Origin of the sequence: Streptomyces tagetis, assembly GCF_018069565.1 — a bacterium.
In the GTDB taxonomy this organism is placed as follows: Bacteria; Actinomycetota; Actinomycetes; order Streptomycetales; family Streptomycetaceae; genus Streptomyces; species Streptomyces tagetis.
Genome location: NZ_JAGPNL010000002.1, coordinates 354,538 through 381,432, shown reverse-complemented (window position 1 = coordinate 381,432; position 26,895 = coordinate 354,538). Strand labels below are relative to the sequence as shown.

Annotated in this window: 3 protein-coding genes (2 of these 3 cut by a window edge); all 3 read right to left on the bottom strand. The window is 76.7% G+C overall.

The window, feature by feature from the left end:
- Tightly spaced (each overlapping or abutting the next), the 3 genes in view from J5Y05_RS32210 to J5Y05_RS32205 form a layout consistent with a single transcriptional unit that may run on beyond the window.
- On the bottom strand, positions 1 to 6,047 hold the 5' portion of the coding sequence (locus J5Y05_RS32210) for an SDR family NAD(P)-dependent oxidoreductase (RefSeq protein ID WP_210870415.1). It extends 5,617 nt beyond the left edge of the window; only the first 6,047 of its 11,664 coding nucleotides appear in the window; it begins with the start codon at positions 6,045 to 6,047; its stop codon lies beyond the left edge, outside the window.
- Positions 6,044 to 19,684, bottom strand: coding sequence for an SDR family NAD(P)-dependent oxidoreductase (locus J5Y05_RS09825; protein WP_210870413.1), 13,641 nt, complete (start codon positions 19,682 to 19,684; stop codon positions 6,044 to 6,046). Before J5Y05_RS09825 ends, J5Y05_RS32210 begins: the two co-directional genes overlap by 4 nt.
- Positions 19,674 to 26,895, bottom strand: the final stretch of a protein-coding gene (locus J5Y05_RS32205; protein WP_210870411.1) for an SDR family NAD(P)-dependent oxidoreductase. Its footprint extends 12,572 nt past the window's final position; only the last 7,222 of its 19,794 coding nucleotides appear in the window; the start codon falls outside the window, past its right edge; the stop codon is at positions 19,674 to 19,676. Before J5Y05_RS32205 ends, J5Y05_RS09825 begins: the two co-directional genes overlap by 11 nt.

Below are 26,895 nucleotides of genomic sequence, written 5' to 3'. Positions count from 1 at the left end.
CGGTCCGTGCCGCGCGGCGCCCACCCGGCGAGGTCGCGCTGCACCCGGAAGGGCGAGGAGTCCAGCCCGGCATGGGGGTTGAGCTCCTCGGCGTGCAGGGACGGCACCAGCGTCCGGTGCCGCATCTGGAGGATGACCTTGGTCACCGCGGCGACTCCGGCCGCCGACTCCAGGTGGCCGATGCCCGACTTCACCGAGCCGATCGGGATGCGGGACGCGTCGCCGGGGCCGGCCGGCGGCTCGGTCGACGCGGCGTCCGGGGCTGCGAACACCTCGGTGAGGGCGGCCACTTCGATGGGGTCGCCGAGGGCGGTGCCGGTGCCGTGCGCCTCGACGTACCCGATGTCCCCGGGGCGCGTCCGCGCCCGGCGCAGCGCCTCCCGGATCGCCGCGCTCTGGGCCCGGGTGCCGGGGACCGTGTAGCCGTTGGTGCGCCCGCCGTGGTTGACGGCGCTGCCCCGGATCACCGCGTGCACGGTGTCGCCGTCCGCCCGTGCCGCCGCCAGCGGCTTGAGCAGCAGCGCCCCGGCGCCCTCGCCGGGCACGTAGCCGTCGCCGCCGGCGCCGAAGCTGCGGCAGCGGCCGTCGGTGGACAGGAACCGGGCGAGGCTGAGCTGCCGGTACTTGTCGGGGTGCGTGCTGAGGTTGACGCCGCCGGCGACGGCCGTGTCGCACTCGCCGCGGCGCAGGCTCTCGCAGGCCAGGTGGAGCGCGGTGAGCGAGGAGGAGCACATGGTGTCCAGGGCCATGCTGGGCCCGCGGAAGTCGAAGAAGTACGACACCCGGTTGGCGATGGAGGCGTAGGACGAGACGCCCATGCGGCCGTCCGGTGCGGGTCCGTACCGCTGGTAGTCGCCGTACATCACGCCGACGAAGACGCCGGTCGTGCCCCGGCGCAGATCGGCGCGGGTGCGTCCGGAGTCCTCCAGGGCGTGCCAGACGGTCTCCAGGAAGACGCGTTCCTGGGGGTCCATCATGTCGGCGTCGCGCGGGGCGATGCCGAAGAACAGCGGGTCGAACCGGTCGATGCCGTCGAGGAATCCGCCCCATTTGGCGTAGCTGCGGCCCGGGCCGCCCTCGGGGTCGTAGAAACCCTCCAGGGGCCAGCGGTCCGCCGGGACGGTGGTGACGCAGTCGCGTCCCCGGACGAGGTTGTGCCAGAACTCCTCCAGGTCGCGGGCGCCGGGGTAACGGCCGGCGAGGCCGATGACGGCGATGTCCTGGACGCCGTCGGCGTCGCCCGGCGGCGCCGCCCCGGGGGCCGGGTCCGGGGCGGCCACGGCTGCGGAGACGGGGGCGGAGACGGGGGCGGAGACGGGGGCGGGGTCGGTCTCGGTCTCGGTTCGGGGGAGCCTGGCCTCCAGTGCCGTGCGGTGGCGGCGGGCGAGGTGGCCGGCGATCTCGGTGAGGTTGGCGTACTGGAAGAACAGGGTCTTGGGCAACGGGCCGAAGACACGCTCCAGTCGCTCCGAGACCCGCATCACCATGACCGAGTCGATGCCGTACTGCTCGAACGGCGCCCCGGGGTCGATGCGTTCGGCGGGTACGCGCAGTTCCTCGGCGAGGACGTCGGTCAGCAGGCCGACGGCGAGCCGCCGCAGGTCGCTCCGCTCGCCGTCGTCGTCCGCCGAAGTGGACGTGCCGGTCCGGGTGTTCGGGGCGGGTTGCCCGGTACCCGCCGTCAGGGCGTCGGCGGCGGCCGAGGGGAGCAGGACGAGGTGTGTCCCGGGGAAGGCGAGGGCCCGCTCGAAGACGGCCACGCCCTCCGCGACGCCGAGGGCGTCGTCGGCGGCGAGTGCGGCGGCCATGCCTCCGCCGCTCCAGGCCGGCCAGGCGATCGACAGGGTCCGGCCGGAGCGCCGGCCCGCGGCGCGTTCGGCCTCGCGGGTCTCGGCGAACGCGTCGAGGAATCCGTTGGCGTAGGCGTAGTCGCTCTGGCCGGGGTTGCCGACGGCGGCGACCACGGAGGAGAAGAGAACCAGGAACTCCAGGGGATCGTCGCGGGTGAGGTCGTCGAGCCACACCGCCCCGTCGCACTTGGCCGCGATGACGTCCCGGGCCTCCTGCGAGGTCTTGCGCACCAGCAGGGAGTCGCGGACGGCGCCCGCCGCGTGGATCACGCCGTGCAGCGGGCCGAAGCGGCGCCGGACCTCGCGCAGCGCCCGGTCCAGGGCGGCCCGGTCGCAGACGTCGGCGCGTTCGTGGACGACCTCGGCCCCGCCCTCCCGCAGCGTGCGTAGCATTTCGCGGGCCTCGGGGCCGGGCGCGGAGCGGCTGATGAGCACGGTCCGGGCGCCGAGGGCGGCGAGACGGGCCGTCAGGGCGCGGCCGAGGTGTCCGGTCCCGCCGGTGATCACGTACGTGTGCCCGGGGCGGACCGCCGCGCCGGGGGTGTCCGGCAGGGCCGGGGCCGCCTCCAGTGTCCGCCGCTCGGCGGTGCCGTCGGCGGTGATCCGGATCTCCGTCGGCTCGTCGGGCGACGCCTCGGTGAGCAGGGCCCTCCAGGCGGCGTCGGGCAGCGCGCCGTCGTCGGTGGCGGTGGGCAGGGCGACGGTCTGGAGGCACAGGTCGGGGTTCTCCAGCCGTGCCGTGCGGGCGAAGGCGCCCAGCGCGGCGAGGCCGGGCCGCGCTCCGGCCGGGCCGGCGGGGCGGGCCACGCGGACGGCGACCGGTCCGGGCAGCGGCCGGGCGCACAGGGCCTGGGAGAGCGCCAGCAGCGCGTCGAAACCGAGGGCCCGGTCGGTCTCCCGGCCGGAGCGTGCCGACCACAGGACCAGGACGCGGGGCGGCCGGGGCGTACGGGGCAGGGCGGCGAGGAGGCGGCCGTGGTCCTCGGCGGAGCCGGGGCGGACCTCGTACCGGTCGTCGCCCACCTGCCGGAAGGCGTCCCCCGGGGTGGCCAGGACGACGGTGCCGCCGGGGTTTCGCGCCCGCAGCCGGTCGGCGGCCGTTTCGTCGGTGTCGAGGACGAGCAGCGGCCCGCCGGACGCGCCGGGTGACGCGGGCAGTCCGGTCTGCCGCCATCCGGGCGTGAACGGCGTGACGCCCGCCGGGCCGGTCTCCCCGCCGGCCGTGAGGACTTCCAGGCCCTCCATGGTCACCAGGACCGTGCCCGTGTCGTCGGCGATACGGATGTCCAGCACGCCGTCGTCGCGGCGTACGAGGTGCGCGTGGCAGGTGTCCCCGAGCGGGCCGTGCACGGTCAGGGTCCGCAGGGCGCAGGGGACGCGGCGTACGCGGTCGTCGTCGCGGCCGAGGGCGACGAGGGCCTGGAGCGCGCCGTCGAGCAGCGTCGGCCGCAGCGAGTCCGGGCCGCCGGGGGCGTCGTGCCCCGGGGGCAGGTGGAGGCGGGCCAGCACCTCGTCGGCGCCGGACCGCAGCTCGCGCACGACGCGGAAGCCGGGTCCGTAGGCGAAGCCCAGCCGCGCGAACCGGGCGTAGCAGTCGTCGTGTCCGAGGACCGTGGCGCAGCGGGCGCGTACCGCGGGGAGGTCGAGGACCGGGTCGGCCGGGGCGGTCCCGGCGGGGGCGAGGTGGCCGGTGGCGCCGGGGGTGCCGGCGGTGGTGCCCACGGCGAAGCGGACGGTGCCGTCCTGGTCCGGGGCGAGCCGGATCAGCACTCCGTCGTCCGCCGGTACGAGGGGGCGGTGCCAGACGACGCGGCTGATCCGCCGCATCGGGCCGAGCCCCGCCCGCGCGGCGGCGGTGCGGACCAGGTCCAGGGTGACCATGCCCGCGACGACGGGCCGGCCGTCGATGACGTGGTCGGCGAGGAGCGGGTCGCCGGGGCGCGGGCGGAACCGGAACAGCGTCCCGTCGCCGTCCGGTGGCAGCCGCTCCCAGCCGGGGACGGCGGGCTCGGCGGCCCGGGGGCCGGTGGGCGTCGGTTCCGTGGCGAGTCCCGGTTCCGTGGCGGATGCCAGTCCCGTGGCGAGTGCCGGTCCCATGCCGAGTGCCGGTCCCGTGACGGACGCCAGTCCCGTGGCGGACGCCGGACCCGTGACGGACGCCGGACCCGTGGCGGACGCCGGACCCGTGGCGGACGCCGGACCGGTGGCGGGCGTCGGGGGGTGCCAGTACCGGTCCCGTTCGAAGGGGTACGGGGGCAGGGGGACGCGGTGTCCGCCGTCGGGGTGGAACAGCCGCGCGGGGAGGGTGCCGCCGCGTTCGTAGAGCGTGGCGGCGGCTTCCAGGGCCCGTACGCGGGCGGTGTCGTCGTGGGCCGCGTCCGCGAGGTGTCCGCGGAGGGCTTCCAGCAGCCCGGCCTCCTCGGCGGCGCTCGGGCGGCCGGGCGGCGGCCGGTCGCCGTCCGGGGCGTCGAGCCGGTCCCGGATCGCCCGGCGCAGCCCCTCCGCGGTGGCGGCCACGAGGGCGGCACGGGCGTCGAAGTGCTTGCGCCCCTCGTGCAGGGTGAACGCGATGTCGCCGAGCCGGTACGGCTCCCGGTCCCCGCCGAGCCACCTCTCCAGGTCCGCCAGGCGGCGGCGCAGCGCCCGCCCGGTCTTCGCGGAGACGAGGAAGAGGCGGGGCCGCTCCTCCCGCTCCGGCGCGGGGGCGGCGGCCGGCGGTTCCTCGACGACCAGGTGGGCGTTGGTGCCGCTGTAGCCGAAGGAACTCACCGCCGCCCGCCGGGGCACGCCCGCGCGCCGGGGCCACGGCAACGGCGAGGTGACCGGACGGAACGGCGTCGCCGCGAAGTCGATCCGCTCGTTGGAGGCGCTGTAGTGCAGCGTCGGCGGGATCTCCTCGTGGGCGAAGGCGAGCAGGCACTTGATGAGTCCGGCCACCCCCGCCGCCTGCCCGGTGTGGCCCAGGTTGGTCTTGACCGACCCGATGGCACAGAACTGCCGCTCGTCGGTGAACTCCGCGAAGGACCGGGTCAGCGCCTCGATCTCGATCGGGTCGCCGAGGGCGGTGCCGGTGCCGTGCGCCTCCACCAGGGAGAGGGTGCGCGGACTGATGCCGGCCCGCGCGTACGCCTGGAGCTGTACGTCGGTCTGGGCGCGGGAGCGGGGCGCGGTGATGCCGTTGGACTTGCCGTCCTGGTTGACGGCCGAGCCGAGGATCACGCCGTGGACGTGGTCGCCGTCGCGCAGGGCCGCGTCCAGGGCCTTGAGGACGACGACGCCGCAGCCCTCGCCGGGGACGAAGCCGTCGGCGTCCCGGTCGAAGGCGCCGCACCGGCCCCGGGGCGAGAGCATCCCGGCCTTTCCGGCGGAGACGTAGAAGCCGGGGCCGACGAACAGGCACACGCCGCCGGCCAGCGCCGTGTCGCACCGGCCGGTGCGGATGGCCTCGCAGGCCAGGTCGATGGCGACGAGGGAGGAGGAACAGGCGGTGTTGAGGGCCATGCTGGGGCCGCGCAGGTCGAGCAGGTAGGAGATGCGGGCGGCCAGGAGGGAGGTGTCGTTGCCGAGCAGGACCTGCGCGTCCGCGTCCGGCCCGGAGCGCTGCGCCTCCAGGGCGTAGTCGCTGGCCGGGGTGCCGGCGAAGACCCCGCAGCGGGTGCCGGCGAGGGAGTCGCCCGCGTATCCGGCGTCCTCCAGCGCGCTCCAGCAGCCCTCCAGGAAGAGCCGCTGCTGGGGGTCCATGCGTTCGGCCTCGCGGCCGGAGAGGTGGAAGAAGAGCGGGTCGAAGGCGGCGGCGTCCTCGATGAACCCGCCCCACCGCGAGGGCGTCTTGCCGGGCGCGCGCGGGTCGGGGTCGTAGTACTGCTCGGGGAGCCAGCGGTCCGACGGCACCTCCCTGACGGCGCACTCGCCGGCCGCGAGCAGGCGCCACAGCGCCTCGGACGAGGGGGCGTCGGCGTAGCGGGCGGAGAGGCCGATGACGGCGATCTTCCGGTCGGACGCCGGGGTGTCCGCCTCCGGCGGGTGCGCGCCCCGGCCGTCCGGCCGGGCGGCGGGGCGATACCCGGCGGCAGACCGGCCCCCGGTGGCGGGCCGGTCTCCGGCGGCGCCCAGGTCGGCCAGGCGGCGCCGGCCCTCCTCCGGGGAGATCTGCCGGGTCTCGACGAGTTCGAGCACCCTCTTCACGGCGCTGTTCATGCGGGTCCCCCGAGGTTCGTGTATGCCTCTGCGACGGTCAGTTCGCCCGCGGCGAGCCGCCGCAGCATGTCCTCGACGTCCGTCTCCCGTGCCGGCCCGGTCCCGTCCGCGCCGGGCGCGGCGGGAGCGTGCTCGGCGTGTACGTACGCGGCGAGCGCGGTCAGCGTGGGGTGGTCGAAGAGGGCGGTGGTGCCGAGATCGGTGCCGAGTGCGGTGTTGAGGGTGTTCACCAGCTCGACGAGGATGATCGAGTCCACGCCGTACTCGGTGAACGGGCGCTCCGGGTCGAGGTCGGCCTCGGACCGGCCCAGGGTGGCCGCGATGTGCCCGGCCAGCCGACGCCGGGTCTCGGCGAGGTCCGGCGGTGGCGGCATCGGGTTCGACCGGGGCTCACCCGGTCCTGGCCGTGACTCCCCCGGACCCGGCCGTGGCTCACCGAGGACCGGCCAGGGCTCCCCCGCGACCGGCCGCACCTCCGCCGGGCCCGGCCGGGGCTGCGCCGGACGCGGGGCCGGGGTCTCGGCGCGGGGCCGGGGCAGCGGCACCGTGGGCGGGGCCGCCGCCGGAGCCGGTGTGGCGCGTACGTCGGCGACGAGCACGCTCAGTCCCAGCGGGCGCGGCGCCCCGGGCACGGCGTCGAGCACGGCGGTGCGGGCGAACCCGTTCTCCGCCAGCAGCGCCTGCCAGGACGCCGGGTCGGCGAGCGGGGAGGCGGGGATGCGCCGGTCCGGGTCCTCGAACCGCCACCAGCCCTCCAGGAGTCCGAAAGTGAGGGTGGTGAAGGCGGTGAAGGCGGTCGCCTCGCAGAGGACCAGCCGCCCGTCGTCGGCGAGGAGCCGCCGCGCGTGGGCCAGGGTGCGGCCGAGGTCGCGCGTGGCGTGCAGGACGTTGGCCGCCACGACGACGTCGTACCCGCCCTCGTCGAGGCCCTGTTCGGCGGGCGGGCGCTCGATGTCCAGGCGGCGGAAGGTGACGAAGGGGTGCCGCGCGGCGAACTCCTTGCGGCCGTGGCGGAGGAAGCCGCCGGAGATGTCGGTGTAGACGTACTCGACGCGGTCGGCGTACGGACTCAGCGCCCGGAGCACGGACCGGGAGGTGCCGCCCGTCCCGGCGCCCACCTCCAGTACGCGGAAGGGGCGTCGACCGCCCGCGACGTGCGCGGCCACCTCGCGCGCCGCGGTCTCGTTGGCGCCGCCGGCGAGGGGGTCGCCCCGGTACACGTTCTCCACGAGCCGGGGGGAGGAGGCCGGGAACATCACCTCGGTGGGGTCGAGCTTCCCGGTCAGCAGCCGCGGGTACTCCTCTGCGCAGGCCACCAGGAGGTCCACATGGGCGGCGACCTCCGGGTACTTGTCGGTCAACTCCCGTGCCTCGGCGGACAGATCACGGCCCGCGAGGCCGGTCACGGAGTCCGTCGCGCGGGTCCGGCCGCCGGCGCGTTCCGCGTGTCCGGCGGCGACCAGGACGTCCAGGACGGCACCGGCCAGCCGGTGGTGCGCGGGCACGATCCCCAACTCCCCGGCGGACGGCCAGGGTTCGCCGGGGTGGCGGAAGGCGCCCAGCTCCTGGAGGGCCCGGAGCACCATGCGGGCACCGAGGGCGTCCAGCGCGTCGTGGGCCTGCCGGAGGCGGACACCGTCGGACCCGGGAGCGGCCCGGGGCGCTTCGTGCTGCCCGCCCGGTACGACGCCGAGCCGGTCCAGCACGCGCTGTTCCGCCTTGATGGGCAGGACCTGGACGAGGCGGTGGGCGAGGACCGTCTCCAGGGCGCGCATGCCCTCGTCGGGGGTGACGGAGTGGACGCCGAGGGCCCGCATGCGGCGCCGGTAGCCCGCCTTGGCGACCACCCCGACCTCGCCCCAGTACCCCCAGTCGACGACGTGCACGGGACGGCCGTCGGCCGCGAGCGCCGCGCCGAAGGCGTCCTGGAAGGCCGAGGCGGCGGCGTAGTTGGACTGCCCGGCGTTGCCGCTGAAGGACTGCGCCGAGGAGTACAGCACGAGGAAGTCCAGCGGCTCCTCGCGCAGCGCCTCGGCGAGCAGCAGCGAGCCCCGCGTCTTCGGCGCGAGCACCGCCTCGAAGGCACCCTCCTCCATGTCGGCGAGGCGCGCGTCCGCGAGGACGAGCGCGGAGTGGAAGGCGCCGTGGACGGGCCCGAACCGGCGCTTGACCGCGGCGACGGCGGCCGACAACGAGTCGGCGTCGGTCGCGTCGGCCTGGACGTACAGGGCGTGTCCGCCCGCCGCCTCGATGGCCCGCAGCTCCTCGTCGACCTCGGGTGTGGCGGGGCGCCGGCCGAGCAGGGCGACGTTGGCCCCGGCCCGGCGGGCGAGGTGGCGGGCGGTGACCGCGCCGATGCCCCCGGCGCCGCCGAGGATCAGGTAGGTGCCGCCGGGGCGGAACGGCGGTGCCCCGGGCGGGGCGGCGTCGGTGACCCGCAGGGCCCGGCGCAGACGCCGTCCGTCGCGCAGGACGGTCTCGTTGCCGTCCGGATGGCCTGGGTCCTCGGCGACGGCACGGGCGACCGCGTCGGCTCGCGGTCCGGTCAGTTCGCGGCGGGTGGTGTCGACGCAGCCGACCCGCCAGCCGGGGTACTCCTTGGCCAGCGAGCGGCAGAGCCCGGACAGGGCCGCCGCCGCGGGCCGGGGCCTGGCCCCACCGTCGGGGGCGTGGCCGTCGGCGGTCACCGCGACCAGGTCGAGGGGCCGGTCGCCGGGGTTGCCGCGCAGGAGCACCCCGACCAGGCGGACCAGGGAGCGGATGCCCAGGTCCAGGGCGTCCTCCAGGCCCTCGGGGGAGGTGGTGTCGTCGGCGTCCGTGCCGAGGGCGCCGAGGAAGTAGACCCGTTCGGGGTCGGGGAGGCCGTCGGTCGCCGTGGCCCAGCGGCCGTCCCGGTCGAGGCGCAGGACGCGTACGTCGGCGTCGCGGTGGTGGGCGGCGAGGCGGTCGGCGAGGCCGTGGTCCCGGGGCGGCGCGACCACCCACACCCGCCGGGCGGGCGTGGCCTGCGGTGTCTCCTCCGGGGCCGCTTCCCGCCAGACCGGTTCCAGGAGGCGCAGCGGGACGGGTTCGCGCAGCTCCCGGTAGGAGAGGCCCTCGACGATCACGCAGGGCCGGCCGTCGGCGTCGGTGACGGTGACGTCGCACTCCTGCTCGCCGGTCTGCCGGACGTGGGCCCAGCCGGCGGCCGGTACGGGCCGCAGCAGCCGCACGGCCGCCATCGAGAACGGCACCAGCGGACGCCGCCCGTCCCCCTCCGGCTGGATCGCGGCGACCGCCTGGACGGCCCCGTCCATCACCCCGGCGGGCAACCGCGGTCCGGTCTCCTCGTGGGCGAGGGCGACCAGGCCCTCCCCGGCCCCGGCGTGGATGCCGGTGACGGTGCGGAAACGCGGCCCGTACCGGACGCCCATGCGGTCGAACCGGGCGTAGTGCTCCGTCACGGAACCAGGGGTGGCGCAGCGGGCCCGCACGGCGTCCAGGTCGGTGCGGTCGTCGGGTCCGGCGCCGGTCCGCAGGCCGCCGCGGCTGAAGGTGCGGACCGTGCCGTCGTCGTCCGGGCCACGCACCTCGAAGGCGTACCCGCCGTCGTCGGCGGCGGTGAGGCACACCTCGGCGGTCAGCTCCCGGGTGACGTGGAAGGGGCGCAGCCAGACCGCGCGGGTCACGGTGACCGGCACGTCGCCCAGCAGCTCCAGGACCGCCCGGTGCAGCAGGGAGAGGTGTCCCGCGGCGGGCAGCAGCGGCTTCCCGGCCACCACGTGGTCGCGGACGAGAGGCTGTTCCGGGGTCAGGGTGTGGGGGAAGACCTTCTCCCCCGCCGTGGGCTCCGCGAGCGCCGGTGCGGGGGCGGACCCGGCGGCCCCCGGTGCGGTGGAGGAGCCGGGAGCGGTCGGCACCCAGTAGCTCTCCCGGGCGAAGGGGTACGTGGGCAGCGGGATACGGCGTCCGTGGTCGTCTCCGCCGGCCAGCTCCCGGTCGACGCTGCCGCCGTTCACGAACTCCTCGGCCAGCCGCTCCAGTTCGCCGGTACGGCCCTCACCGGGAGTGGTGCGGGCAGGGCCGCCCGCACGCCGCCACGCGGCGATCCGCTCGCGGAGTTCGTCCGCGCTCCGGGCGACGAAGGCCGCCCGCACCGGGAAGGCGGACCGCCCCACGCCGAGGGTGTGCGCGATGTCCCGCCATTCGTGGTCCCGGCCGTGCCGCTCCAGCCACGCCGACAGCTCCGACAGCCGCTCCTCCAGCGCCGGCCCGCTCTTGGCGGACACCGGGACCAGCCGGGGCCGGCCCGGCTCCTGCGGCGGACGCGGCAGCCCCGGCGGGGCCTCCCGCACCACGGCGTGCACATTGGTGCCGCTGAAACCGAAGGAACTCACCGCCGCGTACCGGGGCGAGCCCGGCTCGGCAGGCCAGTCGCGCAGCGTCTCGCTGACGTAGAAGGGGCTCTCCGCGAAGGGGATGTGCCGGTTCGGCGTCCGGAAGTGCGCGGTGGGCGCGAGCTTGCCGTGCTTCAGGGACAACAGGGCCTTGAGCAGGCCCGCGACACCGGAGGCGGTCAGGGTGTGGCCGAGGTTGGACTTGACGGAGCCGACCGCGCAGAAGCCCCGGCGCGCGGTGAAGGCGCGGAAGGCTTCCGTGAGCGCCTCGATCTCGATGGGGTCGCCCAGCCGCGTGCCGGTGCCGTGGCACTCCACGTAGCCGATCCGGGCGGGGTCGATGCCGAACCGCTCGTAGACGGAGGTGAGCAGCGCGCTCTGCGCGGGGGCGCTGGGCGCGGTGATGCCGCTGGTCCGGCCGTCCTGGTTGGCCCCGGTGGCGGCGATGACGCCGTGGACGTGGTCGCCGTCGCGCAGGGCGCTGTCCAGCCGCTTGAGCAGCACCACGCCGACGCCCTCGCCGGGTACGAACCCGTCGGCGCCGTCGTCGAAAGGGCGGCAGCGCCCGCGCGGTGAGAGCATCCCGGCCTTGCTGGCCAGGATGTGCAGTTCGGGGGTGGAGAGGGCGGCCACGCCGCCGGCCAGGGCGAGTTCGCCGCGGCCCTCGCGGATCGCCTCGCAGGCCAGGTGGACGGCCATGAGGGAGGAGGAGCACGAGGTGTCCACCGCGAGGCTCGCGCCCTTGAGGTTGAGGTGGTAGGAGAGCCGCGAGGAGAGCACCGCGGGGTGGGTGCCCATGAAGGTGTACCCCTCGACGGGCACGCCCCGTTGGCGCAGCAGGTGGTGGTAGTCGCCCATCGAGGTGCCGACGACCACCGGGCACTCCAGCCCGTCGAGCGTCCGGTCGCCGTACCCGGCGTCCTCGATCGCCCGCCACGCCTCCATCAGGAACAGCCGCTGCTGCGGGTCCATCAGCCGGGCCTCGCGGGGCGAGATGCCGAAGAAGTCGGGGTCGAAGCGGTCGATGCCGTCGAGCACGGACCCCCACTTGCCGTACGTCTTGCCGGGTGCGGCCGGGTCGGGGTCCCAGTGCGCGCCGACGTCCCAGCGGTGCGGCGGGATCTCCCGGACGGAGTCGCGCCCGGCGGCGAGGTTGGCCCACAGCTCGTCCAGGTCGGCGGCGTCCGCGAAACGGCCGGACATGCCGATGACGGCGACGTCGTGCGGACCGGCGAGGGCAGCGGCCGGAGCGGGGGCGGGCCGGTCGTCGGGGTCCCGGGGGGCGGTCAGGAGGGCGGCACGCGTCGGTCCGGGTGCGGCAACGGGGGGCGGAGCCGGAGGTTCCGGTGCGACGGGGGCGCCGCCGCGGGGCTCGCCCGGCCCCCCGGGGTCACCGTCGCGGCCGGTCCCCGCCTTCTCCCCCACGTGCTCCGCGAGCTTGCGCAGGGTCGGGTAGTTGAAGAAGTCGGTCGGGCGGAGGTCGGTGTCCAGTTCCCGGTTGATCCGCTCGACGATCTCCACCGCGAGCACGGAGTCGACGCCGAAGTCGGAGTGCGGCACGTCGGGCTGGAACTCCTCGGCGGGCACCTCCAGTACGGTCGCCATCGCCCCGGCCACCACCGCGCGTACGGCCGCGAGGTCCGGCCCCTTCACCGGCACCACGGCCTCCGCCTCGGGCACGGGTACGGGCACGGGAACGGGCGCCGTCACCGGCACGGGCCCCTGAGGCGTGGGCGTCCCGGGCACGCTCCGCGAACCGGGATGGCCCTCGGGGACGCCGGGAGTGCCGGGAGTGCCGGAAGTGTCGGGCACCCAGTACCGCTCCCGGGCGAAGGGGTAGCCGGGCAGCGGCACGCGCCGGGCGTCGTGCCGCGCCTCGGGTACGCCCGCCGCGTCGAGGCCCGCCGCCCACAGCCGGGCCAGCCGGTCCAGGTCGCCGGTCCGCCGGAGGGACGAGAGGAAGGACGCCCCCTCCTGCCCGTCGAGGAGTTCGGCGAGGAGCCCGCCCTGTCCGTCGGCGGTGCCGCGATACGCCGCCGCGGGCTCCTTGCCGTCCGCGAACTCTCCCAGCAGGGAGGCGAGTTCCCGTACACCGGTGACGACGAGGGCGAGCCGTTCGCTCTGCGGCTCGCGGCCCGCCGCGAGGGTGAAGGCGATGTCGCGCAGCCGGTGCGGCGCGCGTGGCTCCCCGTCCGGGCCCTCAGGGCCACCCGCCGTGGGGGCGGCGAGGTCGCGGAGCCGGTGGTGCCCGGCCGGCACGGGCGCCGTGGCGGTGTCGCCGGAGGCGGCGCGGAGGCGGTCGCCCAGTTCGGCCAGGGTGACCGGGTCGAAGCCCAGGGTCTCCAGGTCCTCGTCCGGGTCGACGCTGTCCACGGGGACGCCGAGGATCTCGGCCACCGTGGCGAGCAGGGGGGCCGTGTGCGGGGACCCGGTGAACGGGGCCGCCGGGGCGCGGCGCGGGCGGACCGCCTCGGCCAGACTGCCCGCGAGGGCGCGGAGCTGGGGTTCCGTCCGGGCGGAGAGCACGACCAGTTCGGCGTCCTGCCCGGTCTTTGGTGCGGTGCTCCGGGTCGTGGTGGGCGGGGCGGCGTACTCCTGGAGGATGACGTGGGCGTTGGAGCCGCCCGCGCCGAAGGAGCTGACGGCGGCGAGGCGCGGCAGGCCGGCGGCGCGGGCCGGCCAGGGCGCGTGGGCGCGCTGTACGTGGAAGGGCCCGTCGCCGAAGTCGACGTGCGGGTTGGGCGGGTCGGCGTGGAGGGACGGCACCAGGGCGCGGTGCCGGAACTGGAGCAGCACCTTGGTGAGCGCGGCGATCCCGGCGGCCGACTCCAGGTGGCCGATGTTCGACTTCACCGAGCCGATGGGGACCGGTGCCGTGCCGGTGCCCGCGGGTGTGGCGCTCCGGAAGGCGCGGCCGAGCCCGGCGATCTCGATCGGGTCGCCGAGGGCGGTGCCGGTGCCGTGCGCCTCGACGTACCCGATGTCGCCCGGTGCGACGCCGGAGCGGCGCAGCGCCTCGCCGATCACCTCGGCCTGGGCGGCGGGGGTGGGCACGGTGAAGCCGTTGCTGCGTCCGCCGTGGTTGACGGCCGTGCCGCGGATGACGGCGTGGATGTGGTCGCCGTCGGCCTCCGCCCGGCTCAGCGGCTTCACCAGCAGGGCGCCCACGCCCTCGCCGGGTACGTAGCCGTCGCCGCCCTCGCCGAAGCTGCGGCAGCGGCCGTCGCTCGACGCGAAGCGGGACTGGGCGAGCTGGAGGTAGCGGTTGGGGTGGAGGATGGCGTTGACGCCGCCGACCAGGGCCGCGTCGCAGTCGCCGAGGCGGATGCCCGCGCAGGCCAGGTGCAGGGCGGTCAGGGAGGCCGAGCACATGGTGTCCAGGGCGACGCTGGGCCCGGTGAGGCCGAGCGCGTAGGAGACCCGGTTGGCGACGGACGCCGACAGGGAGCCCGGTACGAAGCCGCGGCTCTGGAGGGCGGGATCGGCGCCGTAGAGCTGGTACTGGGCGTACATGACGCCGACGTAGACGCCGATCTTCCGGCCGCCCGGTACGGAGCGGGCGTGTCCGGCGTCCTCCAGGGCGTGCCAGGCGGCCTGGAGGAAGAGCCTCTCCTGGGGGTCCATCATCCGGGCCTCGCGGGGCGGGATGGCGAAGAAGAGCGGGTCGAAGCGGTCGACGTCGTCGAGGAAGCCGCCCCACTTGGCGTACGTGGTGCCGGGGCGGTCCGCGTCGGGGGCGAAGTAGCGGTCGTGGTCCCAGCGGGAGCGGGGCACCTCGGTGACGCAGTCCCGGCCCTCGCGCAGGTTGCGCCAGAACTCCTCCAGGGTGTCGGCCATCGGGTACCGCCCGCTGACACCGACGATGGCCAGCGGCTCGTCCCGCACGGCAGAGGCCGGGGCGGGGGGCGGGGCGAGGGCTCGGGCGGGGGTCTCGGCGGCGGCGGTGGAAGCCGTGGCGGTCGGCGTACGAGGCGTGGTGGCGGGCACCGCCCGCGGTGCCGGCGTGATCGCGGGCACCGCCCCCGGTGGCGCCCCGGGCGGCCCGAAGTGGGCGGCGACCTCGGCCGGGTGGGTCTCGGCGAGGTGCCGGCAGAGGTCGGCCAGGCACCGGTGCTCGAAGAAGAGGGTCTTGGGCAGGGGGCCGAAGGTGTCCTCCAGGGCGCGGGTGACGTTCATGACCATCACGGATTCGAGCCCGTACCGTTCGAACGGGGTCCGGGGGTCCATCCGGGACACCGGCGTCTTCAGCTCGTCCGCGACCAGTCGGGTGAGCCGGTCGAGCAGCCCGCGTTCGGCCGCCGCTCCCGGGGCGGCGGGGCGGGGGCCGTCCGCCCCGGCGGAGTCCGGCTCCGGTTCCGGCGCGGGCTCACCGGCCGCCGCCGGGCCGAGGGCGCGCAGGATGGCCGGGCGGCGGCCGTGGAAGACGGCGGCCCGGGTGTGGTCGCCGCCGAGCAGCGTGGCGAGGAGCCGCAGGCCCGTGTCGAGGGGCAGCGGCACCCAGCCGAGGTGCTCCTCGATCCAGCGCCTGGCCCGCTCGTCGACGTCCATGCCGCCCGCCTCCCAGAGCGGCCAGGCGACGGAGAGGGTGGTCCCCGAGCGGTCGCCGGCGCGGCGGTGCTCCTCGCGCCAGTCGGCGAATCCGTCGAGGAAGGCGTTGGCGAAGGCGTAGTCGGTCTGTCCGGCGACGCCCGTCACGCCGCTCGCGGAGGAGAAGAGGGCGAAGAAGTCGAGCGGGTCGTGGCGGGTGGCCCGGTCGAGGTGGTGGGCGCCCCGGACCTTGGGCCCGAGGACCGCGTCCGCCTCGTCGCGCGTCTTGCGGGCGACGAGCCCGTCGCGCAGGACCCCGGCGAGGTGCAGGACGCCGTCGAGCCGGCCGTACCGGGTCCGTGCCTCCTCGGCCAGGCGGCGGGCGCCGTCCTCGGTGGCGCAGTCGGCGGCCACGTACACGGCCCGGCCGCCGGCCTCCTCCAGCTCCCGCAGGAACGCCTCGGCGTCCGCGTCGAGCGGGGAGCGTCCGGCCAGGACGAGGCGGGCCTGCCAGTGGCGGGCGAGATGGCGGGCGAGGGGGCGGCCGAGTCCGCCGAGCGCGCCGGTCACCAGGTACACGCCGTGGGTGCGCAGCCGGGGTGTGGCGGCCGGGGCCGGGCCGGTGGCCTCGGTGAGCCGGCGGGCCTGCCGGGTGCCGGCGGCGTCGTAGCGGATCTCCTCGCCGCCGGGGACGGGGGCGGTGAGTTCCGCGGCGATGCGCCGGACGTCCCGCGGGCGGGGGCCGGTTCCGGCCGGGGGCGCGGGCAGGGTGAGGGTGGTGAAGGCGTAGGCGGGGTGCTCGGCGGCGACCGACCGGCAGAAGCCGCCCAGGGCGGTGCGGGCGGGTGCCCCGGCCGGGGCGAGGGAGACCAGGCGTACGGACGCGCCGGGGGCCCGGCGGGCCAAGGCGGAGGCGAGTGCGCGCAGGGCGTGGAAGCCCCGCTCCAGTTCCCCGTCGGTCACCGCGGCGCCGGTGGCGGGCGGAGCGGAGGTCCAGGCGTGGAGGACGGCGTCGTAGGGCGGCCCGGCCGAGCCGGGCTCGGCCAGGGCGTCCAGGAGCCGCGCGTGGTGGTCGGTGTCGGCGGGGTCGAGGACGTAGCGGTCCGCGCCGTCCTGCCGGAAGCCCTCCCCCGGCAGCAGCCGTACGAGCCGTGTCCCCGGGGCCAGTTCGGCACCGAGCGCGTCGGGGAGGGAGTCGTCGCCGGCGAGGACGAGGACGGTGCGCGGCGGCCGTCCGGCGGGGGCGGGCAGCGGGGCCGGCACCCATCGCGGGTGGAGCGTGACGACCTCGTGGCCGGAGCCGGCCACGGGGCGGACGACGAGTCCGTCGACCCGGGCCGTGATCCGGCCGTCGTCGGCGGCGAGGACGAGGTCGACGACCTGGGGGCGGCCCTGTTCGTCGGTGGCCCCGGGACGGGCGCGGACGTGCGCCCAGCACCCACCGCCCGGTGCGGAGCCCGGTACCGGCACGGCGCCTGATCCGGAGCCCGATCCGGAGCCCGGCACGGAGCCCGATCCGGAGCCCGGCACGGAGCCCGATCCGGAGCCCGGCACGGAGCCCGATCCGGAGCCCGGCACGGAGCCCGATCCGGAGCCCGGCACGGAGCCCACGGTCCGCACCCGGGAGGCGGCGAACGGCACCCGGGCCCCGCCGGGGGCGTCCGGGTCGTCGAGGGCCACCAGCGCCTGGAACGCCCCGTCGAGGAGCGCCGGGTGGAGCCGGTGGCCGTCGGCGGCGTGTTCCGGGTTCCGGGCCGGGTCGAGCCGGAGCCGGGCCAGCGCCTCCCCGGCGCCCGCGCGCACGGACTCCAGCACCCGCAGGACGGGCCCGTAGCGCAGTCCGCGCCGGTCGAACCGCTCGTAGCAGGCGTCGCCGTCGAGGAGGACCCCGCAGGCCGCGGCGGTCGCCGCCACGTCGAGGGTGCCGAGCCCGGCCTCCGCGCTCCCCTCCAGGACCCGGCCCCGGACGTGGACCGGGCCGCCGTCCTCCCCCGGGAGCCCGCCGGGCCCTCCGCCGGGCCCTCCGCCGTCCTCTCCGCCGGCCGTGGTGACGGTGAAGTCGGCCGTCCCGGCGTCGCGGGACACCAGGGTCACGTGGAGCACGGTCGACCCCCCGGACTCCACCTCGACCGGCGCGTCCCACACCACGTCGGCGAGGGCCGGGGTGTCGAGGCCGGACCGGATGGCCGCCGCGAGCACCATCTCCACGACGACGGCGCCCGGGAGCAGGGCACGTCCGGCCACGACGTGGTCCCGTACCCACGGGGAGGTGGAGTCGAAGCGGGTGGTGAACCTCTGGCGGCCGAAGACGGAGGTGTTGCGGCCGAGCAGCGGGTGCCCGGTGGTGGTCCGGTCCGCCCGCGGGGTCGCGTCGGAGTCCGCGGTGGGGGCCGTGACCGCCGGGACCGGGGAGGCGTCGACCAGGTCCGGCCAGTGGCGTTCGGGCAGGAACGGGTAGCCGGGCAGGCCCACCCGGGGCGGGGCCGGGGTGTCCAGGGCGCTCCAGTCGACGGGTTCGCCGCGCACCCAGCGGCGGGCGGCCTCGTCGAGTCCGTCGGGGCGGGCCGGTACCGGGTCCGTCCCGGCCGGAGCCGGGGCGGCGGTGCCCAGGACGATGCCGTCGCCGCTGCCCTGGTCGGCGAAGTCCTGTAGCCGGGCGGCGAGTTCGCCGGTGTCGCGGACCACGAGGGCGAGCCGGTGCTCGAACGCCTGGCGGCCCTGGCGGAGGGTGTGGGCGGCCCCGGCCAGCCAGGCGGCGTCCTCGTCCGTGCCCGTGGCGTGGTGGCGTGCCGTATGGGCGGCGAGCGCGGCGGCCTGGGCGCGCAGGCGTTCCGCGCCGGGCGCCGACACCACGACGAGGTGCGGCCCTCCGGTCGCGGCGGGCGGTACGGGGCGCGGGGCCGGGGGCTCCTCGACGACGAGGTGCGCGTTGGCGCCGCCCGCGCCGAAGGAGCTGATGCCGGCCAGGCGGGGCAGGGCGGCCCCCTGGTCGTCGGTGAGGGCGGGCCACTCCTCCAGGGTGCGCTGGAGACGCAGCCCGGCCGCGTCGAAGTCGATGTGCGCATTGACCGGCTCCGCGTGCAGCGAGGGCACCAGGCGACGGTGCCGGAGCTGGAGGATCACCTTGGCGAGGCCCGCGATGCCCGCGGCGCCCTCCAGATGGCCGATGTTCGACTTCACCGAGCCGATCGCGCACGGGGGCCGTCCCTCCGGCCGCCGGCCGAGCGCGCGGGCGAGCGCCCTGATCTCGATGGGGTCGCCGAGGGACGTGCCGGTGCCGTGCGCCTCGACGAAACCGAGGTCCCTGGGCGCGATCCCGGCCCGCAGGCACGCCTCCGCGATGAGGCGGGCCTGCTCGCCCGGGTTGGGCACGGTGTAGCCGTTGGTCTTCCCGCCGTGGGCGAGGGCGCTGCCCCGGATCACCGCGTGGACGCGGTCCCCGTCCGCGAGGGCGTCGTCGAGCCGCTTGAGGACGACGGCGCCGACGCCCTCGCCGGGCACGTAGCCGTCCCCGCCCTCACCGAAGCTGCGGCAGCGCCCGTCACTGGAGGCGTACCGGCCCTGGCTGAGGTCGACGTGCTTGGCGGGGTGCAGGGTGAGGTTCACGCCGCCCGCGACGGCCGCGTGCAGGTCGCCGCGTACCAGGGCCTCGCAGGCCAGGTGGATCGCGGTGAGCGAGGAGGAGCACATGGTGTCCACGGCCATGCTGGGGCCGCGGAAGTCGAAGAAGTGCGAGAGGCGGTTGGCGAGGGAGGCGTACGAGGAGCCCAGGTGCAGCGGGTTGCCGCGCGACGCCTGTTCGGCCTGGAGCAGTTGGTACTGGGAGTACATGACGCCGACGTAGACGCCGACGGCCGTCCCGGCGAGGCGGGCCCGGGTCAGGCCGCCGTCCTCCAGGGCGTGCCAGACCTCCTGGAGGAGGAGCCGTTCCTGCGGGTCCATCCGCTCGGCCTCACGCGGCGAGATGTGGAAGAACCCGGCGTCGAAGGTGTCGACGCCGTCCAGGAAGCCGCCCCACTTGGTGTAGCTCTTGCCGGGGACGCCGGGGCGGGGGTCGAAGTACCGTGCGTGGTCCCAGCGGTCCGCCGGGATCTCGGTGACGCAGTCCCGGCCGTCGCGCAGGTTCTCCCAGAAGGCGTCCAGGTTCTCCGCCCCGGGGAACCGGCCGCTGATGCCGACGACGGCGATCCGGGTCTCCCCGGTGCGGCGGGAGCGGCCGGGGTCCGGTGCGGGAGCCGCCTCGGATACGGGGCCCGTACCCGTACGGACGCCGGTACGGGTGCCGGTACGCGCGTCGGCGGGGGCGTCGGTACGGACGTCCGGCCCGGCCGGCGGGAGGAGACCGGCGACGGCCTCCGGGTGGGTGGCCGTCAGGTGGCCGGCGAGGGCGCTGACGGTCTGGTGCTCGAAGAGCAGGGTCGCCGGGAGCGTGCCGAAGCGGGGCTCCAGCGCGCGGACCACGTTGAGCGCCATCACGGAGTCGAAGCCGTAGCGGTCCAGCGAGGCGTCGGCCTCGACGGTGTCCACGGGGATGCGCGCCTCGTCGGCGACGAGCCGGCGCAGCCACTCCACCAGGTGCGCGGCAGGCGCGGTGCCGGGCTCCGGCGGGGCGGGGGCGTCGCCGGGCGGGTCGGTGCGGGCCGAGGTCAGCAGGCGTGCGGCCTCCTCGACGCCGATGGCGCCGGACCGGATGCCGCTCAGCAGGGCCTTGCGGCCCGTCGCGTCATTCTGCAAGGAAAGCCTCCAGGGCCGATTCGGCCTCGCTCTCGCCGATCTCCCCGTCCCGGAACCGGCGGAGCAGCTCCGTCAGATCGCTGGCGGGAGGCGCGGCGGCGCCGGCGTCGGGCATCTTGATCGTCAGTCGTTCGAGCGAGAGCAGGGCACGGCCCTCGTCGTCCAGGAGCCGGATGTCGAAGGTGGAAAGGGCAGAGAGGGCGGAGGGGGCGGTGAGGGTGCCGGGGCCGGCCGACGCCGGGTGGACCACCGCGTGGACCAGCACGGACGGGGGCAGGGCGGTGGCCGGCGGGATCAGCGCGCCGAGCGCGACGGGCAGCAGCGGCCTCGGCGGTGCCAGGTCGCGGAGGAAGGGCATGGCGGCCAGGACCTGGAGCGCCCCGTCGGCGAGGGAGGGGTGCAGCCGGTAGTCGCCGCGGGTGCCCTCCAGAGGGGCGGGGAGGGTGAGCCGGGCCAGGACCTGGTCCTCGCCGACCCGCAGATCGCGGACGCAGGCGAGGGCGGGGCCGTGGTGCAGCCCCATGCCGGTCAGGAAGCGGTAGTGGTCGGCGACCGGTACGGACCGGGGGCAGGAGCGCCGCAGCGCCGCGACGTCCGCGCGCGGGGCGTCCTCGCCGGGTCCGCGGGGCTCCAGCGTCCCCCGGGCGTGCGGGGTGTCGCCGGAGCGGATCTCGAAGCGCGTGGAGTCGCCGTCGGGTTCCAGTCGCACGGTCACGCGCAGGGGCGTGCCGTCGGCCACGAGGGGGCGCAGCCACCGCAGGTGGGTCACCGCGTCGGCGCGCACTCCGGAGCGCCGGGCGGCCTGGAGGGCGAGTTCGGGGCCGAGCACGCCGGGCAGGGTGGGCCGGTCCTCGACCCGGTGGTCGGTCAGGTAGAACTCGGCGCCGGTCAGTTCGGCCTCCCACACCAGGGGGGTGGCGCCGGCCGGGCCGACCGGCGCGAGCCGGGGGGCGGCGTCGGTGCCGGCCGCGTAGACGGTGTCCCGTTCCGTGAACCAGTACCGGTGCCGGTCGAACGGGTAGGTGGGCAGCGGGGTCCGGCGGACGGTCTCCTCCGGCCACAGGGCCCGCCACTCCACGTCCTGCCCGGCCAGGTACCGGGCGGCTGCCTCGGCCAGGACCGGGTCGTCGGCCTCCGGCGGCGCCTCGGCGCCGTCGGCACCCCCGCCGCTCTGGCCACTCTCGGCACCCCCGGCACTCTCGGCGCCCCCGGTGGCAAAGGCGCGCAGGCGGGCGGTCAGCTCCGCCCGGTCACCCACCACGAACACGGCCCGTTCCGGGAAGTGGTCCCGGTGCAGTTGGAGGGTGGCGGCGACCTCGGTGAGGGACACGGCGGCGCCCTCGCCCTCCAGCCAGTCGGCGAGCCGCGCGCGGCGGGCGGCGAGCGCGCCGCGCGTCCGCGCGGAGAGCGGGACGGCGACCCGCGCGCGCTCCGCCGGGGCCGCCGGGCGGTCCACCGGCGGCTCCTCCAGCACCAGATGGGCGTTGGTCCCGCTGAAGCCGAAGCTGCTGACCGCGGCCCGGCGGGGTGCGCCGTCCCGGTCGGGCCACGGGGACAGCGCGGTGTTGACGTAGAAGGGGGTGTCGGGGAAGTCGATGAGGCGGTTGGGGGTCCGGTAGTTCGCCGACGGGGGCAGCCGGTCGTGGCGGAAGGCGAGGAGCACCTTGATGATCCCGGCGATGCCCGCGGCGGCGGCCGTGTGCCCGATGTTGGTCTTGACCGATCCGATCGGGCAGAACGCCTTGCGGTCGGTGTGGCGGGCGAAGGCGTTGGCAAGCGCCTCGACCTCGATGGGGTCGCCGAGCCGGGTGCCGGTGCCGTGGGCCTCCACGTAGCCGAGGGTCTCGGGGCCGATGCCGGCCCGTTCCCAGGCGGCCAGTTCGACGGCGGTCTGGGCGGCGCCGCTGGGCGCGGTGATGCCGTTGGTGCGGCCGTCCTGGTTGATCGCCGAGCCCTTGATGACGCCGTGGACGTGGTCGCCGTCGCGCAGCGCGGCCCGCAGCGGCTTGAGGACCAGCGCGCCGACGCCCTCGCCCGGACCGAAGCCGTCGGCGCTGTCGTCGAAGGTCTTGCAGACGCCGTCCGGCGCCAGCATCGTGCCGTTGCTGGCGACGACGAAGTAGTCCGGGGCGAGCGTGAGGAAGACGCCGCCTGCGAGGGCCGTCTCGCACTCGCCGGAGAGCAGGCTGCGGCAGGCGAGGTGCACGGCGACCAGCGAGGACGAGCAGGCGGTGTTCACCGCGAGGCTCGGCCCCTTGAGGTTGAGGAAGTAGGAGATCCGCGCCGCCAGCACGGACGCCTCGTTGCCCCAGAAGGACTGGGCCTCCTTGAGGACGTCCGCCCGGTTCATCCGGGTGAGGTACTCGCTCGGGCCGACGCCGACGAAGACGCCGCAGGGCCGCCCCTCCAGCGCGCCGGACGGATACCCGGCGTCCTCCAGTGCCCGCCACGCCTCCTCCAGGAAGAGCCGCTGCTGCGGGTCGGTCTGCGCGGCCTCCTTGCCGGACATGGCGAAGAACGGCGCGTCGAAGGCGTCCACGTCGTCGAGGAAGGCGCCCCGCGAGCAGTAGGTGGTGTCGAGGCGGGCGGGGTCGGGGTCGTGGTAGCGCTCGGCGGACCAGCGCGAGGAGGGCACCTCACCGGCCGCGCACTCGCCGCGGGCGAGGTTGTCCCACAGCTCGGCGAGGGTGTCGGCGCCGGGGTACCGGCCGGACATGCCGATGACGGCGATGTCGTCGCCCCGGACGGGGACGGGGACGGGGACGGGGGCGGGAGCGGGGGCGGGGGCCGTGGTGTCCTGGGTCTTCCGCCGGGCCCGGCTCCCGTCCTCGGAGTGCCGCTCCGGGCGGGAGGTCCCGCTCACCGCCGTGGCGTCGGGGTCGGGGACGGTGACGACGACACGGCCGATGGTGCCCCGCTCCGCCTTCAGCGCGTACGCCTCGGTGACCCGGTCGAACGGCACCACGTGCGCCACGTACGGCCGGACCGTCCCGGCCTCCAGGTGCTCCGCCATCGCCTCCAGGCAGGGGACCCGCCGCTCGGGATGGGCGAGGAAGTACTTCTTCGTGTTGAAGCTGTGGAAGCTCTGGTTGTCGACCATCCGCGACAGGTCGAGCCCCCCGGCCGCCTGGAGGCCGAAGACCGCGATCTCGACGTACCGACCGTCCGGGGCCAGCAGGTTGAGCCCCTCCTGTGTCGCGCCGTCCCCGAGGGTGTTGACGACGACGTCCGCCCCGGCGCCCCCGGTCCGGCGGCGCACCTCCTCGACGACGTCGTACCGCTCGTGGTCGATGGGGTCGGCGACCCCCATCCCGACGAGGTGGGCGACCTTGCGCGGGCCTCCGGCGGTGGCGATGACCTCGGCGCCGGCCGCCCGCGCGAGCTGGACGGCGACCAGCCCGTTGGTGCCGGTGGCGGCCCGGATCAGCACCCGGTCCCCGGCCCGCACCCCGGCCCGTTCGAACGCCAGCCACATGGCGAGGAAGGCCACCGGCATGCCGCACGCCTCCTCGTGGGTGAGGCGGGCGGGCTTGCGCACCACGAAGGTGTCGTCGGTGAGGACGACGGACGCCTGGCCGCCCATCTCCGGCCGGGTGAGCGCGACGACCTCGTCGCCGGGCCGCACCCGCCGCACGCCGGGCCCCACCCGGCGGACGACGCCGGAGACCTCCACGCCGGGCGTGAAGGGGAAGTCCGGCATCATCGGGTAGAGGCCCTTGGCCGCGAGGAAGTCGGAGAAGTTGACGGGGAACGCCCGCACCGCGACCTCGACCTCGCCCGGCCCCGGGGCGACGGGCTCGACCGGCACGACGGCCAGGTCCGCCGGGTTCCCGGGCCGCTCGAAACGGACCGCGCGGAACCCGCCCCCGGCCACCGCGACCGGCGCCGTCCTCCCCCTCGGCTCCGGGGCGCTCTGCACCGGGGGTGTCGCCGGGGCCGTCGCCGGGGCCGGGGCCGGTGCCGCCTCGGCCGGTGCCGGGCGCAGCCGCTCCCCGACGGCGCTCGCGTACCGTTCGGCGACGAAGGCGGCCAGCTCCCTCACCGTCGGGTGGTCGAAGATGGCGATCGTCTTGAGGACGATGCCCAGTTCGCGGTTGATCCGGTTGATCAGCTCGACGCCCACGATGGAGTCCACACCGTACGAGGACAGGGGCCGGTCGGGCTCCAGCTCCGCGGCGGACATGCCCAGCGCCTCGGCGGCCAGCGCCGTGATCAGCCCGGCCACCCGTCCCGCCGGGTCGAAGTCCCCGGGCTCCCCCGGCCCGTCCGCGAGCGCGGACGTCGGTACGGTCACGGGCCCTTGGCTCTTCTCGACGGCACCCGGCACCGGGCCGCGCCCCACGTCCACGGCACCCGGCACGGTCACCGGCCCGGCGTGCCCGTCGGCGTGGGCGTCGGCGTCCGCGTCAGCGTCAGCGTCCGGCACGGCCGTGATCACCCGTTGCGACAGCCGGCCGACCGTGTCCGCCTCGCCCCGCACCTCCACCCCGGTGAAACCGGCCCAGGCGAGCCGCCGTCGCCACATCTCCTCGTCGAGCAGCGGGGAGAAGGGCAGGCGCCGCTCGGGGTCGGTTTGTGCCCACCAGCCGTCCAGGAGACCGAAGGTGACGGTGTGGAAGCCGAGCATCCGGGTGACCTCGGTGAGCAGGAGCCGTCCGGACGGCCGGAGCAGGGCCCGCGCGCGGCCGAGGGCGCCGTCCAGGTCGGCCACCGCGTGCAGCACGTTGGCCGCGATCACCACGTCGTGGCCGCCCGCCTCGAAGCCCTGTGCCCCGGCGGACCGGGCGATGTCGAGGCTCCGGAACGTCATGCGGACGCCGGACCGGCCGGCCCAGCGCCGTCCGGCCTCGCGCAGGAAGCTCACCGACACGTCGGTGTAGTCGTAGTCGGCCTCGATGCCCGCCGCGCGCAGGGCGTCCAGCACCTCGGCGGTGGTGGCTCCGGTGCCCGCGCCGATCTCCAGGACGCGGGGGCGCCGGCCCGGCGAGACGGTCGCGCGGAGATGGTCCACGACGTGCGCGGCGAGCAGCCGGTTGCAGTGGTCGACCAGGGGGCTGCCCCGGTAGACGGGCGCCACCCGCTCCCCGGAACCGCCCGGGAAGAGCACCTCCGCCGGGGAGAGCGCGCCGGTGAGCACCCGCGGCAGGTCGTCCAGGCAGGCGCGGACGAGGTCGAGGCGGGCGCCCAGGTCCGGGTGGGCGGACCGGAGCCCGGCGGCGGCCTCCCCGCTCCGGGCGCCTTCCGCGTCGAGGACGCGGGCCGTGGCCCGGACCCGGTCGCCGTCCCGTACCGCGTAACCGCCGCGGACCAGCACCTCCACGAGCCCGTCGACCAGCCGCCGGTGCCGGGGCGACGCGCCGAGGGCGCGGGCCGGTTCGGCCGCGTGGTGCTCCTGTCCGGGCCGCCGGAACAACCCGGCCTCCCCCAGCAGTCCGCACACCTCGCGGGCGATGAACTCCTCCAACGCCCGCTCTCCGGCGAGGTGCCGGGCGGAGTCCGCCATCAGGCCGGCGGGCCGGGGCGCCGTACCGGCCGGGGCGGGGCCGTCGTCGCGGACGCCGATGGCGTGCAGGACGTGGTCGTCCGCGTCGAGGGCGACGACCTGCCGCCGGCCGGAGGCGAGGACGCGTTCCAGCGCGGCCATGCCGTCGGCCGGTTCGATGGGCCGGAACCCGCGCGCCCGCAGTTCCTCGCGGTAGCGGGGGGCGGCCACGGCGCCGACCCCGCCCCAGACGCCCCAGTTGACGACCTGGACGGGGTGGGCGGCCCGGCCGGCCAGCTCCCGGGCGTGCGCGTCCTGGGCGGTGGAGCCGGCCGCGTAGTTGCCCTGGCCCGCCGAGCCGGTGAAGGACTGCACGGAGGAGAGGAAGAGCAGGAAGTCGAGCGGCTCGTCGGCGAAGAGTGCGCCGAGGACGGCGCTTCCCCGGGCCTTGGGTCCGTAGACGGCGTGGAACGCCTCGGTGTCCATCCGCTCGACGATGGAGTCCCGCAGCACCATCGCCGCGTGGAAGACCCCGTGGTAGGCGCCGAACCGCGCCCGGCCCGCCTCCACCGCGTTCCGCAGGGCGGCGGGGTCGGTGACGTCGGCGGGGACGTAGAGGGCCTGTCCGCCGAGTTCCGCGACGCGGGCCACGAGGCGGTCGGTGTCCGGGCCGGGGGCGCTGCGGCCGGTCAGCACCAGCCGGGCGGCGGCGGACTTCGCCAGGTGCTCCGCGAGGGTGCGGCCGATCCCGCCCGTGCCGCCGACGACGAGGTAGGTGCCGCCCTGCCGGTACACGGGCCGCGAGGGAGCGGGGAGCGGCACCGGTCGCAGCCGCTTCACGTAGCGGCGTCCGGCGCGCAGCGCGACCTCCTCCCCGGCGCGCTGGGCGGGCTCCGCGAGGAGGGCGTCCACGGTCCCCTCGGGCGGCTCCGTCCCGCCGCCGGTGGGCAACGCGAGGTCGAGGCAGCCGACGTCCAGGTGCGGGTACTCCTTGGCGAGGGTCTTGCACAGGCCGCCGAGGCCGGCGGCGCGGGGGTTGCCGGTCCGGGTGCCGTCCACGTCGTGCACGCCGGCGGTGACGACCCGCAGCGACCGCAGCGACGGCGTACGGTCCGTGTCCGACAGGGCCTTGACGAGGCGGAAGAACACGTCGACCGGGTCGGCGAAGCCGCCCTCGGTGTCGGGGACGGGCGGTCCGGTGAGGTACCAGAGGTGCCGGATCTCCCCGGCGCCGAGAAGGAGTTCGCGCAGGGCGGTGTCGTCGCGGGCGTCGGCCTCCCAGGCGCCGTCCGCGAGGGGCCGGGTGGGGGTGCCCGGGGCGCCGAGCCGGATGCGGCGGGCGCGGGTGCGGGAGGCCAGGGCGCGGTCCAGGCCGAGGCAGTCGGCCGGGTGGACGAGGAGCGTCCCCTCCTCCGGAGCCCGGGGCGTCTCCGGGCCGCCGGGCAGGGGCTGTTCGGCCCAGTGGGGCTCGTGGAAGAACCGCTCCAGGCGCCGCTCGTCGTGGGACGGGCGCTCGGCGGCCCCGGCATCCCCGGCGGCCCCCGTGTCCCCGGAGTCCCCGGCGCGTCGCTCGCGGACGGTGACGCCCCACAGCGCGGCACACCCGCGCCCGGTGTCGTCCAGCACGGTCACGTCGATCCGCCCGTCGGGGGCCCGGTGCACGTGGATGTGGCCGGTGCCCGGCAGCGGCTCCCCCAGGTCGGCGGAGTCCAGGGCGAAGGGCAGCCGC